Consider the following 13,703-nt stretch of genomic DNA (forward strand, 5'->3'; position numbering starts at 1 on the left):
GACTACGCCAGCATGGTCACGGGATCTTCGATCATCGCCTTGAAGACCTGGAGGAACTTTGCGCCGATGGCGCCGTCGACCACGCGGTGGTCGCAGGTCAGGGTGACGGTCATGACGGTGGCGACCGCCAGCTGGCCGTCGACCACGACGGGCCGCTGCTCGCCGACGCCGACGCTCATGATCGCGCCCTGGGGCTCGTTGATGATCGAGGCGAAGGACTGGATGCCGAACATGCCGAGGTTGGAGACCGAGAAGGTGCCGCCCTGGAACTCCTCGGGCTTAAGCTTGCGGTCGCGGGCGCGTTTGGCCAGGTCCTTGGACTCCGCCGCAATCTGCGACAGCGACTTGGTCTCGGCCTTGCGGATGATCGGCGTGATCAGGCCGCCGTCGATGGCCACCGCCATGGCCACGTCGGCGTGGTGGTGCATCGCTATGCCCTCGGGCGAATAGCTGGCGTTGGCCTCGGGCACGGCCTTCAGGGCCATGGCGCTGGCCTTGATGACGAAGTCGTTGACCGAGACCTTGCCGCCGTCCTTCTCGCGAAGGGCGTTGACCTTGGCGCGGGCGGCCAGCAGGCCGTCGATGCGGCAGTCGATGGTCAGCGGGAAATGCGGCACGTCGCGGAAGCTGTCGGTCAGGCGCCGGGCAATGGCCTTGCGCATGCCGTCCAGCGGGACGAGGTCGTAGCTGCCGTCGGGTATGCCCATCTGGGCCAGGGACTGGACCTTGCGGGGCTCGCCGGCGGCGACCGGAGCCGGGGCGCCAGCCGGTTTGGCGGCGCCGGTCGGGGCGCCTTCGAGATCGCGCTTGACGATCCGGCCGTGCGGGCCGGTGCCCTTGACCGAAGCCAGATCGATATTGCCCTGGGCCGCGAGACGGCGCGCCAGCGGCGAGGCGAAGACGCGGGCGCCGTCGGTCCTGGCCGGTACGGCGGCTTTCGCCCCCTCCCCCGCTTCGCGGGTACTCCCCCCGGCAGGGGGAGACGGTTGAGCGGATTGTCCCCCCGCCGGGGGGACCGAAGCCTGCGGAGCAGGGTTCGACGGGGCCTTGGCGGCCGCGCCGTCCTCGCCCTTCAACCGCGCGATCGGCGTATTGACCTTCACGCCCTCCGTGCCCTCGGCGACGAGGATCTCGGCGACCTCGCCCTCGTCGACGGCCTCGACCTCCATGGTCGCCTTGTCGGTCTCGATCTCGGCGATGACGTCGCCGGCCTTGACCGTGTCGCCGACCTTGACGTGCCACTTGGCGAGGACGCCCTCTTCCATCGTGGGCGACAGGGCGGGCATCAGGATGTCGGTCATTGCGGCGACCCCTGCTGCTGGTTCGCGTCCCCGTTGGCGTGACCCTCGAGCCAGCCCTGCTTCAGGGCGTCGAGCGCCTGGCGCTGGGTGAGGCCGCCCTTCTGCTCGTAGGCGTGGGCGAAATTCCAGCACAGCTCGGCCAGCATCATGCCCATCGCCTTGGGATCGTCATAGGCCGGGCGGACCGTGATCAGCGCTCCTTTGGGCGAGACCCACACGCGCGCGAGCTCCATCACCGACCCGTCGACCGGGGCCGCGTCGAGCCCCTGCGGCTCCGGAAGAGCGAATTTGTGGGTCATGCCATCACCTGCTTCACGGCCTTGATGATCTTGTCCACGCCGGGCAGCGACAGGACCTCGAGGTTGGCGGCGTAGGGCAGAGGCACGTCCTCCTGGTGCACCCGCAGCGGCGGCGCATCCAGATAGTCGAAGGCGTGTTCGATGACCCGGGCCACGACCTCGGCGCCGACCCCCATCGGACCCCAGCCCTCCTCGGCCGAGACCAGACGGCTGGTCTTCTTGACGCTCTCGACGATCGTCTCGTGATCCAACGGACGCAGGGTGCGCAGGTCGACGACCTCGCAGGAGATGCCCTCGGCGGCCAGTTGTTCGGCGGCCTGAAGGGCGAAGCCGACCATGCGGCTGTGGGCGGTGATGGTGACGTCGGTCCCCTCGCGGCGAACCTTGGCCTTGCCGATCGGCAGGACGTAGTCGCCCTCGGGCACGTCGAACTCCAGCCCGTACATCATCTCGTGCTCGAGGAAGACGACAGGGTTGGGATCGCGGATGGCGGCCTTCATCAGCCCCTTGGCGTCGGCCGCGTCATAGGGGGCGATGACCTTCAGGCCGGGGACGTTGGCGTACCAGGCCGAATAGTCCTGGCTGTGCTGGGCGCCGACGCGGCTGGCGGCGCCGTTCGGTCCGCGGAAGACGATGCTGGCGCGGATCTGGCCGCCCGACATGTACAGGGTCTTGGCCGCCGAGTTGATGATGTGGTCGATGGCCTGCATGGCGAAGTTGAAGGTCATGAACTCGACGATCGGCTTCAGCCCGGCCATCGCCGCGCCGACGCCCAGGCCGGCGAAGCCGTGCTCGGTGATCGGGGTGTCGACGACCCGCTTGTCGCCGAACTCCTGAAGCAGTTCGCGGCTGACCTTGTAGGCGCCCTGGTACTGGGCGACCTCCTCGCCGATCAGGAAGACCTTGTCGTCGCGGCGCATCTCTTCGGCCATGGCGTCGCGCAGGGCGTCGCGGATGGTCGTCTTGACCAGTTTGGCGTCGGCGGGGATCTCGGGATCTCGCAGTTCGACCTTGGTCGCGGCGGCGACGGGCTCAGGAGCCTTCTCGGGGTCGCCAGACGTGGCGGTCTCCGGGTTCTTCGCAGCCGTATCCGAAGTCGTCGAAGTCGCAGCGGATTTCGTCGTCGAATTCCCTGCCGATTCTTCGCCCGCCAGACGCGCGATCGGCGTGTTGACCTTCACATTCTCGGAGCCCTCGGCCACGAGAATTTCCAGCACCTCGCCCTCATCGACGGCCTCCACCTCCATCGTGGCCTTGTCGGTTTCGATCTCGGCGATGACCTGGCCGGCCGAGACGGTGTCGCCCGCCTTGATGTGCCATTTGGTCAGCGTGCCCTCTTCCATCGTGGGCGACAGCGCCGGCATGAGAATGTCGGTCACGCTGAGGCCTCCACATAGACGTCGGTATAGAGCTCGGACGGGTCCGGCTCGGGGCTTTCCTGGGCGAACTGGACGGCCTCGGCGACGATCGTCTTGATCTCGGCGTCGATGGCCTTGAGGTCGTCCTCGGTCGCGCCGGCCTGGTCCAGCAGCATCTTGACGTGGTCGATCGGGTCGCGGGTCTTCTTGACCTCGTCGACCTCTTCCTTGGCCCGGTATTTGGCCGGATCCGACATCGAGTGACCACGATAGCGGTAGGTCTTCATCTCGAGGATGAAGGGGCCGCCGCCTTCGCGCGCCCGCTTGACCGCCTTGGCCACCGCGTCGCGCACGGCCAGCACATCCATGCCGTCGACCTGTTCGCCGGGAATGCCGAAGCTGGCGCCGCGCTCGCTCAGCCGGGTCGTCGACGACGAGCGTTCGATGCTCGTGCCCATGGCGTACTGGTTGTTCTCGATGATGTAGATGGCCGGCAGCTTCCACAGCTGGGCCATGTTGAAGCTCTCATAGACCTGGCCCTGGTTGGCCGCGCCGTCGCCGAAATAAATGAACGCGACGCTGTCATCGCCGCGGTAGCGGCCGGCGAAGGCCAGACCCGTGCCGAGCGCCACCTGCGCGCCGACGATGCCGTGGCCGCCGTAGAAGCCGGTGGCGGTGTCGAACATGTGCATCGACCCGCCCTTGCCCTTGGACGAGCCGCCGATGCGGCCGGTCAGCTCGGCCATGACCTCTTTCGGGTCCATGCCGGCGCACAGCATATGGCCGTGGTCGCGATAGCCGGTGATGATCTTGTCGTGGCCCTGTCTGACGCTCTCCTGAACGCCGACGGCCACGGCCTCCTGGCCGATGTACAGGTGGCAGAAGCCGCCGATCAGCCCCATGCCGTACAGCTGGCCGGCGCGCTCCTCGAAACGGCGGATCAGCACCATCTCGCGATAGAAGCGCAGCAGGTCCTCCTTGGACGCTGCGGGCGTGTTGGGAATCTTCTTGGACGCAGTCTTCGCGGCGGGGGCTTTCGCCATCCGTCATCTCCCGGCTGGGCCCACCGTTGAGGGCCTCTTGTCGTTACGGAAAGGGGCTTTAGCAGCCTTCGTTCCCGAAAGGCAAAGCCGGCTCAGGCGATGTAACGAAAGTTCACGCCCTCGGCGCGGACCCGTTTGTCGCGGGCGGCGCGGACACCCGGATGACGTAGTCGCGCGGATCGGAGAAGCCGAGCACGGCGCGGGCGCGCTCTTCCAGCAGGTCCCGCGACAGGCTGTCGGTGCGAAGATAACGGACCCGGACCTCGAGATCGCGCCGCTGTTCCAGAATCCCGGCCAGTTGCGCCTCGCGCCGGACCATCAGGGCGTCGCGCTCATGCCCGCTCAGCAGGCCGCGCTGACCCGTCAGGGCCTGAACGCCCAGATAGACGACCAGCAACAGGAGGATGGCGGAGGGAAAATACGGCTTCATCCGTTCGGGCACTACAGACGCTCCTTCTGAGCGTGGACTCACAATCAATGAATCCTGACCGAAAATGCCTAACGAACCGTAGCTTGACGGTACGCCTGCGTCGAAGACACGAACCTGTTCAAGTCGCGCGCACCCCTAGGGCGCGGCGGTGGCCGTCGGCGGAAGGGGCAAGGAAGCCTGGGCGAAGGCGTAGCGCCAGCCCGAGTCCGTTCGAACATAGGTGTCGCTGAACCAGAGCGTGCGATCGAATGGCCCGTGAGCGTTCACGCCCTTGAGCCAAAGTTTGGCGGTCACAATCGCCGTATCGCCATAGAGCCTGACCGTTTGACTGCCTGGCTCCTCGTCCTGCTGTTGATAGGTGGTCTGACGCTCGTTGGCGAACAGGGCCTCCCGGCTGATGGCCCGGCCGTCGCCGAGCATCAGCACGAAATCCTCGTGAAGAATCCGGTCCATGGTGACGAAATCGTTGTGCTTCACCGCCATCTGGTAGGCGATGTCCAGCGCCGCCACCGCGCGACGATCGTCCTCAGGGGTTTGCGCACGCGCCGCGGAACCACTTGAAACCACCGACATCAAGAAAATCCCGCCAATCAGAATTGAACGAAGGCTCATCGCCTGTCTCCCAGGTTGCGGAGTTCAGGATTAGCGATGCCTCCGGAACCGGACTTCCAGAATCTTATGGTCGCGGACTCAGGCCGCCCGCACCTGCGGCCGCCTTCGGGCCGAGGCGCGATACTGCGATGGGCTCTGCCCGAAGCTGGCCTTGAACGCGGTGCTGAAATGGGCGTGGCTCGAGAAGCCAAGATCGAGCGCGAGGCCGGTGATATCGTTGCTGTGCGGAAGCTCGACCAATGCCTGGTTCAGCCGCAAGCCCAGCTGGTAGCGATACAGCGGCTGGCCTTCGGCGCGCGTAAACGCCTGGGTGAGATAGGCGGGAGAGACGCCGACCTCGCCCGCGATCCGCTCAAGGCTCATGCGCTGGAATCCGAAGGCGTGCAGCGCCTGCTTCGCCCGGTCGATAACGCGGGGAATGGGTCGGGCGGGGTCGCGAAAGCCGGCGACCAGAGCCCGGCCCAGAACCGATACGATCGCTTCCTCGTCACGCAATGGATCCGGACCGTCCAGCTCCAGTCGGCGAAGCTCCTGGGTGCGCAGGCGAATGCCGGCGCTCGCAGGCAGCCCCACGCAACGGAAGGCGGGATGATCCCGCGGGGCGGCCGAACCACAAAGCTCCTCAAGGAGAGCCGGTGTTGGCGTCACCACCAGGGCCGCATGGCCCAGCCCGTCGACGGGGTGGCTGTCGGCATAGTCGCGGCCGGCCGTGACGAACAGCATACGCTGGGAGTCGAACACATCCTCGCGGCTGCCGACCCGAAACCCGAACAATCCGTGATACGGCAGGGCGATCTGAAACTGATCAGAATGACCCGACGGCGGCTCCCGTGCTGCGGCGGAAACGTCGGTCACGCGCGCGATCGCACTGTCATGCAAGGTGCATCGACGGGAGCCGGAATCCCGCCTGTTCAGACCTGTCAGGCTCGCCGAAAGGGCCGCTCGCATGCCCACAACCCCCGTCTCCGGCCAGATCCCGCGGCGATCCGCGTTCTACCGGTTCAGCAGCATCCCGTCGCCGAAATAGGCGCCCTGGTCGCCCAGCATCTCCTCGATGCGGAGCAGCTGGTTGTATTTCGCCGTGCGGTCGGAGCGCGCCAGCGAGCCGGTCTTGATCTGTCCGCAGTTGGTGGCGACGGCCAGGTCGGCGATGGTCGAATCCTCGGTTTCGCCCGAGCGGTGGCTCATCACGGCGGTGTAGCCCGCCCGATGCGCCATATCCACGGCGTCAAGAGTTTCCGACAAGGTCCCGATCTGGTTCACTTTAATCAGGATCGAATTGGCCAGACCCTCGCCGATGCCGGCGGCCAGGCGCGCGGGGTTGGTGACGAACAGGTCGTCGCCGACGATCTGGCAACGATCGCCCAGACGCTCGGTCAGCATCCGCCAGCCGTCGAAATCGTCCTCGGCGCAGCCGTCCTCGATCGAGACGATGGGGAAGCGTTCGCACAGGTCGGCAAGGTAGTTGACCATGGCGTCAGCCTCGAGCGTCTTGCCCTCCCCGGCCATGACGTATTTGCCGTCCTTGAAGAATTCGGTGGCCGCGACGTCGAGGCCGAGGTGGAAATCCTCGCCGGCGAGATAGCCGGCGGCCTGGCCGGCGCGGGTGATGAAGCTGAGCGCCTCCTCGGCCGAGGCCAGGTTGGGGGCAAAGCCGCCCTCGTCGCCGACATTGGTGTTGTGTCCGGCGTCCTTCAGCTGCTTGCGCAGGGCGTGGAAGATCTCCGAGCCCATGCGAAGGGCCTCGGAGAAGCTGTCGGCCCCGGTCGGCAGGATCATGAATTCCTGGATGTCGATCGGGTTGTCGGCGTGGGCTCCGCCATTGATGATGTTCATCATCGGCGTCGGCAGGACCCGAGCCGAGACCCCGCCCAGATAGCGGTGCAGCGGCAGGCCCGAAGAGATGGCGCTGGCCTTGGCGACGGCCAGGGACACGCCGAGGATGGCGTTGGCGCCCAGCCGGCCCTTGTTCTCGGTGCCGTCGAGGGCGATCAGGGCCTCGTCGATGCGGCGCTGGTCCTCGGCGTCCATGCCGCTGAGGGCATCGAAGATCTCGCCGTTGACGTTGTCGACGGCCTTGCCGACCCCCTTGCCGCCCCACAGGTCCTTGTCGCCGTCGCGCAGCTCGACCGCCTCATGGGCGCCGGTCGAGGCGCCCGAGGGCACGGCGGCGCGGCCGAAGCTGCCGTCGTCCAGGGTCACATCCACCTCGACCGTCGGATTGCCGCGGCTGTCGAGGATCTGGCGGGCGACGATGTCGGCGATGTCGGTCATGGGAGCGCTCTGCTGTCAGGGAGTGGCCGGGGTTTAGCCCAACCCCCGCCGAATCGCCAACCGTCAGACCGCAGGGATCAGGCGCACCCCTCGACCAGCTGGATCGACGGTCCGCCCACATGGATGATGCCGACCTTGCCCGCGCCGTCGATCTCGTAGCGAACCCCGCGCGCCGCCGCGTTCTGGACATAGGCGTTGGGCGTCGCGGGCCCGCCGGAAGCCCAGACGAAGATGTCCTCGGCCGGGGCGGCGGAATATTTGTGGGGCTGTGACACCGCGCCGGCGCCGTAGGCCGTCTTGATCGCCACGGCTGTGTCGCCGACGCCGAAGCCGCGATCGGTCTTCAGCGTCGAAGGCTCGGCGACGGAGATGCGCGTCAGGACGCCGTCCTGGATCATGACCAGCAGGCCGGCCGGCGCGCGCTCGGGCCGCCACTGGTCACAGACCTCCGGCTCCGCGCCGCCGACCGACCCCGGGTTGCTGTCAGCGCCCAGCGCCGCCTCGACCTCGGCCTTGGTCATGCCGATGCGCAACGGACCCCAGCCCTGGGCGGTCAGGGCGTTGGCGTCGACGGGGGTGACGGGGGCGTCCGGCGCCGCCGGCGGCGCGGCCGGGGCGGGCTCGGACTCCGGCGCACCGCAGGCGGCCAGCATCAGGACGGCGGAGGTCAGCATCAGGGTGCGGATCATGGGGCAACTCCTCGGGTTCGGAGCTACAACGCACGAAAACGGCGCGCGGTGAACCGCGCGCCGTCATTCAGTCGAAAAACCGGTCTGGAAGGACCTAGTCTTCCTTGGGCGTCAGGACCTGGCGGCCGCGATAGGTGCCGGTCTTCAGGTCGATGTGGTGCGAGCGGCGCAGCTCGCCCGTGTCCTTGTCCTCGACGTGCGGGTTGGAGCCCAGCGAGTCGTGCGAGCGGCGCATGTTGCGACGCGAGGGCGATACTTTGCGCTTCGGAACGGCCATGTCCGTCTCAATCTTCTCAAGGGTGGCGCCGGAGGAGGCGCGAAAACAACAGCGGCGGCCCGAAAGAGCCGCCTGCGAGGGCGGGCTTATGCCTCAACCCGGGCCGGAGTTCAAGCGGGAGCTTGCGCCGCCCTCTTCGCCGCCCGGTCCGCACGCGACAGGGCGTAGTAAAGGCTGTCCTTCCACTCGCCGCCGACGTTCCAGGTCCGCTCGCCCGAACCGGACGGGACGAAGCCCAGGCGCTCCAGCAAGCGAATCGAGGCGGCGTTCTCAGGATCGACATCGGCGGTCAGGGTGTCGACGTCATGGGCGCCGAAGACGTGGTCAATGGCCGCCGCCGCCGCCTCCCCCGCCAGTCCCCGCCCCCAGACGTCGGGATGCAGGATGTAGCCGATGTCCGGCATGGCGTAGAAGCCGGCCTTGCCGATCACCCGTCCGTCCAGCTCGATGACGAAGTCCGGATGGTCGGGACCGTTGGCGATCATGCCGTCCATCCAGGCCTTGGTCTGCTCCAGGGTCTCGTGCGGCGGGGTCGACCACCAGCGGGTGGCGCGTGGATCGGACAGGACGGCGTGCATCGCCGCCAGATCATCCGGGCGGGCGGAGCGCAGGGTCAGGCGGGGGGTGCGGATCTCCATCCCCGCCCAGTGCAAGGCCGCGCCGGAACGGTCAAGGCAGAGGGCGGCTGAGGACGATGAAATGCAGGTCGTCTCTGAGCGGAATCCCGGAGCGCGGGTCATCATAAGGAAACGGCAGCGTCTCGCCCGTCGGCGCATAGCCGAGGCGTTGATACCAGCCGACCAGCGCCTCCCGATACGGGAAGACCGAGATGCGAACCTGACGCGCGCCGAATCGTTCGGCCAGACCGCGGTGGGCGGCCGCGACCAGTCGCCGGCCCAGGCCGCTTCCCTGCAGAGTCGGACTGACGGACAGCATGCCGAGATAGCCCGTTGAATCCCCGCGGTCCGCGATCAGGACGCAGCCGACCAGGCCATCGCCAAGCCAGGCGGTCAGCAGGGCCTGCTTCGGATCGGCGAGGATGTCGGCCAGTTCCTCCGGGTCGGTGCGCTGGCCGTCCAGCAGATCGGCCTCGGTGGTCCAGCCCGCGCGCGAGGCCTCGCCCCGGTAGGCGCTTTCGACAAGCCGGTGCAGGGCCGGGATGTCGGCCGTCGTAGCGGCGCGGATGTCGATCTCAGTCATGGGCCAGCATTTCGCTGACCGCCTCGCCGATCGCAAGCGAGCTTGTCAGGCCGGGGCTTTCGATGCCGAACAGGGCGACCAGCCCGTCGAGGCCATGGACGTCGCGGCCGTGCAGCTGGAAATCCGGCTGCGGCTCGCCCGGCCCGTGCAGTTTGGGGCGGATGCCGGCGTAGTCGCGGGTCAGGGCGCCGGCGGGCAGGCCGGGCCAGAATCGACGGATATAGCCCTCGAACTCGGCCGCCTTGGCGGCGTCGACCGAATAGTCCTCGGTCTCGACATAGGCGAGGTCGGGGCCGAACACGGCCTGTCCGCCCAGATCCTTGCGGTAGTGGGTGCCGAGCGCGCCGGGTATGGGCGGCGGATAGATCAGCCGCTCGAACGGCGCCTTGCCGGTCAGGCGGAAATAGACGCCCTTGCCGAAATGGCCGGCGGGGATGCGGTCGGCGGGATAGCCCTCGATCCGGGCCGCCACGGCCTGTGCGCCGAGGCCGGGAGCCGTGACCAGCAGACGGGTAGTCAGGGTCGCCCCGCCCTCCCCGCCCGCGATGATCGTGAAACCGCCGCCGGGCAGCGGCTCCGCCCGTTCGAACGGGGTTGAGACGACCACTGAGCCGCCCGCCTCGCCGATCTCGCCCTCGAGGGCCAGCATATAGCCGTGGCTGTCGAACACGCCGCTCTCGGGCGACAGGATGGCGGCGTGGGCGTTCAGGCCCGGTTCCAGCGCCCGGGCCTGGGCGCCGGTCAGATGTTCGAGCCCCTCCACGCCGTTGGCGGTCGCCTGGACGAAGATGGCCTCGATGCGCTCGACCTCGGTTTCATCCGTGGCCACGACCAGCTTGCCGCATTTGCGGTGATCGACCTTGTGGCTGTCGAGGAAGGCGTAGAGCGCCCGCCGACCCTCGACACAGAACCGGGCCTTCAACGACCCGGTCGGATAGTAGAGGCCGCCGTGGATGACTTCGGAATTGCGCGAGGAGACGCCCTGACCGATGTGGGGCTCCTTCTCCAGCACGAGCACCGCCAGGCCGCGTTTCGCCAGCGCCCGGCCGCAGGCGAGACCGACCGCGCCGGCGCCCACCACCGTCGCGTCGAAGTCGAAGCTCACGCCTTCGAGCCGTAGAGCGCCGCCGCCCGCTGTTCGAAACAGTGCATCAACTTGCCGACCGCCCGGTCGAAATTGGCGTGCAGCATGGCGTCGAGCAGCCGCGACCTGAAGGCGAAGTCGATCATGAACTCGACGCGTGTGCCGGCCGGGTCCGGGAAGAATTCCCAGCGGTTCTTCAGATGTTTGAACGGTCCGCGGATCAGGCCGACCTCGACCATGTCGCGGTTGCGGTCATGCCGCACCCAGGTCGAGAACCGCTCCTTGAGGAAGGAGAAGCCCACCGCCGCCTCGGCGTCGATCAGGCTGACGCCGGGCGCTTCCTCGCGCGGACTCCAGGTCCGCATGGCGGTGACCCAGGGCACGAACTCGGGATAGGCGCGCACGTCCGCGACCAGCGCGGCCAGCTGGGCTGGCGTGTAGGGCAGGGTTTTGGTGACGCGGTGGACGGCCAAGCGGGCTCAGCGTCCGGTATGCGCCAGACGCGCCGCCCGCAGCCGCGCGAAGTCGTCGCCGGCGTGGTGCGAACTGCGGGTCAGGGGCGAGGACGACACCATCAGAAAGCCCTTGGCCCGGGCGATGGCCTCATAGGCCTTGAACTCGTCGGGGGTGACGAACCGGTCGATGGCGGCGTGTTTGCGGGTCGGCTGCAGATACTGGCCGATGGTGATGAAGTCGACGCCGGCCGAGCGCATGTCGTCCATCACCTGCATGACCTCTTCGCGGGTCTCGCCCAGGCCGACCATGATGCCGGACTTGGTGAACTGGTTGGGGTCGCGCTCCTTGACCATCTGCAGCAGGCGCAGGGAGTGGAAGTAGCGGGCCCCGGGCCGGATCTTCAGATACAGCCGCGGCACGGTCTCGAGGTTGTGGTTGAAGACGTCCGGGGTGGCGTCGATCATCACCTCGGCCGCCCCGTCCTTGCGCAGGAAGTCGGGCGTCAGGATTTCGATGGTGGTGTTCGGGGCCTGAAGGCGGATCTGGCGGACGACCTCGGCGAAATGCGCCGCGCCGCCGTCGGAAACGTCATCCCGATCGACCGAGGTGATCACGACGTGGTTCAGACCCAGCTGAGCGACCGCCAGACCGACCTTGCCGGGCTCTTCCGGGTCCAGCGGCTGGGGCAGGCCCGTCTTGACGTTGCAGAAGGCGCAGGCGCGGGTGCAGGTGTCGCCCATGATCATCAGGGTGGCGTGCTTCTGGCTCCAGCACTCGCCGATGTTCGGGCAGGCGGCCTCCTCGCAGACGGTGACGAGGCCCTTGTCCTTCACGATGGCCTTGGTGGCGTTGTACTGGCCCGAGCCGGGCGCCTTGACGCGCAGCCAGTCGGGCTTCTTCAGCACCGCCGTCTCGGGGCGGTTCTGCTTCTCCGGGTGACGCAGCTCGGCCGGCGTCTTCGTCAGGGTGTCGATCAGCGTGACCATCGCCGGGGAACAGGGCTCCTTGCCAGAGCGGCTATGTCGGTCTTTCGGCCGTCAAAGGCAAGGTGGCGGAGGGCGACCTAGGGATTCAGCACGGCGTCGGTGCGCATGTGGACGCCGAGGCCGAACAAGGTCTCGGCGGTCGGATACAGGACGGTGTTCTCGAGGTCCTTCTGCGTCATCTCGGGCAGGCGGCGGGTCAGGATGTCGTCCAGCACCGCCAGCCGGTTGCGCTCGTCGCCCGACAGGCTGGACGACCGCGACAGTTCGCTGACCGCCGCCATCGTCCATGGGTACCAGAGGAAGGTGGAACGCTCGAGAGTGAAGTCGGGCTGGCCGAACAGGTAGGATTCGCTGTCCTGAAGCTGGCAGTTCATGTCCAGCGGCCGCTTCTGGATCGAGGCGAACTGGCCGTCGCCCTCGCGCAGCCGGCGCAGATAGCCGGTGCGCAGCTCGGCGAAGGCGGCGTCATAGGGGCGCAGGCCCAGTGACCGATCGACGTGGGCGAGGACGTACATGACCTGGGAGGTCAGGCCGAGACAGTCCCCGTCGGTCCGCCGCACATAGGGGTTGGGCCACCAGCCCTTGGCGCCCTCCTGTCCCTCGGTGGCGTTCAACATCAGCCAGCGGGCGCCGCGACGGATGTCGTTGTCATAGGTCCAGCGGGCGTCGCCGCGCACGAGGTCGGCGTCCCGCGCCGCGAGGAAGGCCATCATGCTGACGACGGTGGAATAGGTGCGCTGGTGTTCCCGCTGAGCGGTCGGCGACAGCGGCCCCCAGCCGCCGTCGGCGTGCTGGCGGCCGGCCAGTTCGGCGAGGTCCTTGAACAGCCGGTCGCGGGCCGGCCCCTCTTCCGCCGGCGACCAGACCGGCTGATGCGGGTCCGGATGCAGGGCCAGCGCCTCGGCCGTCGCCACCCAGCCGATGATTTCCGTGACCGTGGTCTTCGCCCCGTCCTGATAGCCCCAGCCGTTCGGCTGCCGGATGGATTCGATATAGGCGAGGCTGCGCCGGACCCGCTCGACGGTCTGGGAGCGGCCTTCGGCGCTGGAGGGGGCCTGCAGCACGCCGGACAGGACCTGGGCGGTGGTCCAGCCCTGTGGGCCCATGGAGGCGTTGTCGGTCGCAAACCAGTAGCCGCCATGGCTGGCGCCGGCGCTGACGTAGTTCTGGTCGACCATGGCCAGAAGTTCGGCGAGCCGCTCCGACTGCATCGGCCCCAGATCGCTCGCCGGCCGCAGGCTCAGGCTGACGAACAGGACGAAAGGCGCCAGCAGGCCAGCGCCGATCAGAAAGGGCAGTTTGAACTTCGGCCGCTTGCGGACCCAGAGGAAGTACAACAGGGCGCAACCGCAGAAATAGCCGGCCCCGAGGCCGAGAACCATCAGGGCCCCCGCGAAGGTGCTGAAGCTCTCGAAGGCGATGAGGCCGAAGGATTCCTGCAGGGCGGTCCGCAGCGATGCAATGTGCGGCAGCAGGACCGAGAGGTTGGCCGTAAGAACCCCGAGGGCGCCCGTCCAGGCGATGGATTTCAGGAACCAGGGCGGCAGACCCGGCGCCGGACCGGCCGCGTAGGCCGCCGGCAGTTCGGTCAATTTCGGCGGCGGTTCCTTCCCGGTCACGCGCTTTCCCTGCCCCCTGAGCCTGACAGGATTAGAGAGAACAGTGATCGAATTCCAGAGGCTCGGCGACCGGGG

16 protein-coding genes are annotated in these 13,703 nt (G+C 67.8%); all 16 read right to left on the reverse strand.

Annotated features, from left to right (window positions below):
• Positions 1 to 2: 2 nt before the first annotated feature.
• A complete protein-coding gene (locus B2742_RS12365; protein ID WP_292066727.1) occupies positions 3 to 1,301 on the reverse strand; it encodes a pyruvate dehydrogenase complex dihydrolipoamide acetyltransferase in 1,299 nt (432 codons plus the stop codon).
• Positions 1,298 to 1,600 (reverse strand): DUF5076 domain-containing protein, encoded by a 303-nt coding sequence (locus B2742_RS12370; RefSeq protein ID WP_292066730.1) that lies wholly within the window; start codon positions 1,598 to 1,600, stop codon positions 1,298 to 1,300. Before B2742_RS12370 ends, B2742_RS12365 begins: the two co-directional genes overlap by 4 nt.
• The gene (locus B2742_RS12375; RefSeq protein ID WP_292066731.1) at positions 1,597 to 2,979 is read right to left on the reverse strand and encodes a pyruvate dehydrogenase complex E1 component subunit beta; all 1,383 of its coding nucleotides are present in this window, start codon (positions 2,977 to 2,979) and stop codon (positions 1,597 to 1,599) included. Before B2742_RS12375 ends, B2742_RS12370 begins: the two co-directional genes overlap by 4 nt.
• On the reverse strand, positions 2,976 to 4,001 hold the full coding sequence (gene pdhA, locus B2742_RS12380; RefSeq protein WP_292066735.1) for a pyruvate dehydrogenase (acetyl-transferring) E1 component subunit alpha: 1,026 nt from the start codon (positions 3,999 to 4,001) through the stop codon (positions 2,976 to 2,978). The genes B2742_RS12375 and pdhA overlap by 4 nt, the downstream gene beginning before the upstream one ends.
• Before the next feature lie 112 nt (positions 4,002 to 4,113).
• Complete coding sequence (locus B2742_RS12385; protein ID WP_414633067.1) at positions 4,114 to 4,431, reverse strand: FtsB family cell division protein; 318 nt, start codon at positions 4,429 to 4,431, stop codon at positions 4,114 to 4,116.
• Positions 4,432 to 4,566: 135 nt separating this feature from the next.
• Complete coding sequence (locus tag B2742_RS12390) at positions 4,567 to 5,043, reverse strand: nuclear transport factor 2 family protein (RefSeq protein WP_292066740.1); 477 nt, start codon at positions 5,041 to 5,043, stop codon at positions 4,567 to 4,569.
• 78 nt (positions 5,044 to 5,121) lie between these two features.
• Positions 5,122 to 5,898, reverse strand: a complete 777-nt coding sequence (locus B2742_RS12395) for a helix-turn-helix transcriptional regulator (protein WP_292066742.1) — start codon at positions 5,896 to 5,898, stop codon at positions 5,122 to 5,124.
• A gap of 138 nt (positions 5,899 to 6,036) precedes the next feature.
• Entirely contained in the window at positions 6,037 to 7,317 is a 1,281-nt protein-coding gene (gene eno / locus B2742_RS12400; protein WP_292066743.1) for a phosphopyruvate hydratase, read from the reverse strand.
• 77 nt (positions 7,318 to 7,394) lie between these two features.
• The gene (locus B2742_RS12405; RefSeq protein ID WP_292066745.1) at positions 7,395 to 8,006 is read right to left on the reverse strand and encodes a hypothetical protein; all 612 of its coding nucleotides are present in this window, start codon (positions 8,004 to 8,006) and stop codon (positions 7,395 to 7,397) included.
• A 94-nt stretch (positions 8,007 to 8,100) separates the two neighbouring features.
• Positions 8,101 to 8,283 (reverse strand): 50S ribosomal protein L32, encoded by a 183-nt coding sequence (rpmF, locus tag B2742_RS12410; RefSeq protein ID WP_284220375.1) that lies wholly within the window; start codon positions 8,281 to 8,283, stop codon positions 8,101 to 8,103.
• Between the two features lie 110 nt (positions 8,284 to 8,393).
• Positions 8,394 to 8,921 carry a GNAT family N-acetyltransferase gene (locus tag B2742_RS12415; RefSeq protein WP_292066749.1) on the reverse strand — a complete coding sequence of 176 codons (528 nt, stop codon included), beginning with the start codon at positions 8,919 to 8,921 and terminating at the stop codon, positions 8,394 to 8,396.
• A gap of 31 nt (positions 8,922 to 8,952) precedes the next feature.
• A complete protein-coding gene (locus tag B2742_RS12420) occupies positions 8,953 to 9,483 on the reverse strand; it encodes a GNAT family N-acetyltransferase (RefSeq protein ID WP_292066750.1) in 531 nt (176 codons plus the stop codon).
• Positions 9,476 to 10,588 carry an NAD(P)/FAD-dependent oxidoreductase gene (locus tag B2742_RS12425; RefSeq protein ID WP_292066752.1) on the reverse strand — a complete coding sequence of 371 codons (1,113 nt, stop codon included), beginning with the start codon at positions 10,586 to 10,588 and terminating at the stop codon, positions 9,476 to 9,478. Before B2742_RS12425 ends, B2742_RS12420 begins: the two co-directional genes overlap by 8 nt.
• Positions 10,585 to 11,040, reverse strand: coding sequence for a type II toxin-antitoxin system RatA family toxin (locus B2742_RS12430; protein ID WP_292066755.1), 456 nt, complete (start codon positions 11,038 to 11,040; stop codon positions 10,585 to 10,587). The genes B2742_RS12425 and B2742_RS12430 overlap by 4 nt, the downstream gene beginning before the upstream one ends.
• Before the next feature lie 6 nt (positions 11,041 to 11,046).
• On the reverse strand, positions 11,047 to 12,009 hold the full coding sequence (gene lipA, locus B2742_RS12435; protein ID WP_292066757.1) for a lipoyl synthase: 963 nt from the start codon (positions 12,007 to 12,009) through the stop codon (positions 11,047 to 11,049).
• Positions 12,010 to 12,086: 77 nt separating this feature from the next.
• Positions 12,087 to 13,628 carry a hypothetical protein gene (locus B2742_RS12440; protein ID WP_292066758.1) on the reverse strand — a complete coding sequence of 514 codons (1,542 nt, stop codon included), beginning with the start codon at positions 13,626 to 13,628 and terminating at the stop codon, positions 12,087 to 12,089.
• Positions 13,629 to 13,703: the final 75 nt, after the last annotated feature.

The organism is Brevundimonas sp. UBA7664, assembly GCF_002483305.1.
GTDB lineage: Bacteria > Pseudomonadota > Alphaproteobacteria > Caulobacterales > Caulobacteraceae > Brevundimonas.

Bases quoted from the DNA above. Each gene is read 5' to 3' on its own strand.
- pdhA (WP_292066735.1), bottom strand. From the start codon at position 4,001: ATGGCGAAAGCCCCCGCCGCGAAGACTGCGTCCAAGAAGATTCCCAAC.
- B2742_RS12390 (WP_292066740.1), bottom strand. From the start codon at position 5,043: ATGAGCCTTCGTTCAATTCTGATTGGCGGGATTTTCTTGATGTCGGTG.
- B2742_RS12385 (WP_414633067.1), bottom strand. From the start codon at position 4,431: ATGAAGCCGTATTTTCCCTCCGCCATCCTCCTGTTGCTGGTCGTCTAT.
- B2742_RS12370 (WP_292066730.1), bottom strand. From the start codon at position 1,600: ATGACCCACAAATTCGCTCTTCCGGAGCCGCAGGGGCTCGACGCGGCC.
- B2742_RS12365 (WP_292066727.1), bottom strand. From the start codon at position 1,301: ATGACCGACATCCTGATGCCCGCCCTGTCGCCCACGATGGAAGAGGGC.
- lipA (WP_292066757.1), bottom strand. From the start codon at position 12,009: ATGGTCACGCTGATCGACACCCTGACGAAGACGCCGGCCGAGCTGCGT.
- eno (WP_292066743.1), bottom strand. From the start codon at position 7,317: ATGACCGACATCGCCGACATCGTCGCCCGCCAGATCCTCGACAGCCGC.
- B2742_RS12415 (WP_292066749.1), bottom strand. From the start codon at position 8,921: ATGGAGATCCGCACCCCCCGCCTGACCCTGCGCTCCGCCCGCCCGGAT.
- B2742_RS12405 (WP_292066745.1), bottom strand. From the start codon at position 8,006: ATGATCCGCACCCTGATGCTGACCTCCGCCGTCCTGATGCTGGCCGCC.
- B2742_RS12420 (WP_292066750.1), bottom strand. From the start codon at position 9,483: ATGACTGAGATCGACATCCGCGCCGCTACGACGGCCGACATCCCGGCC.
- rpmF (WP_284220375.1), bottom strand. From the start codon at position 8,283: ATGGCCGTTCCGAAGCGCAAAGTATCGCCCTCGCGTCGCAACATGCGC.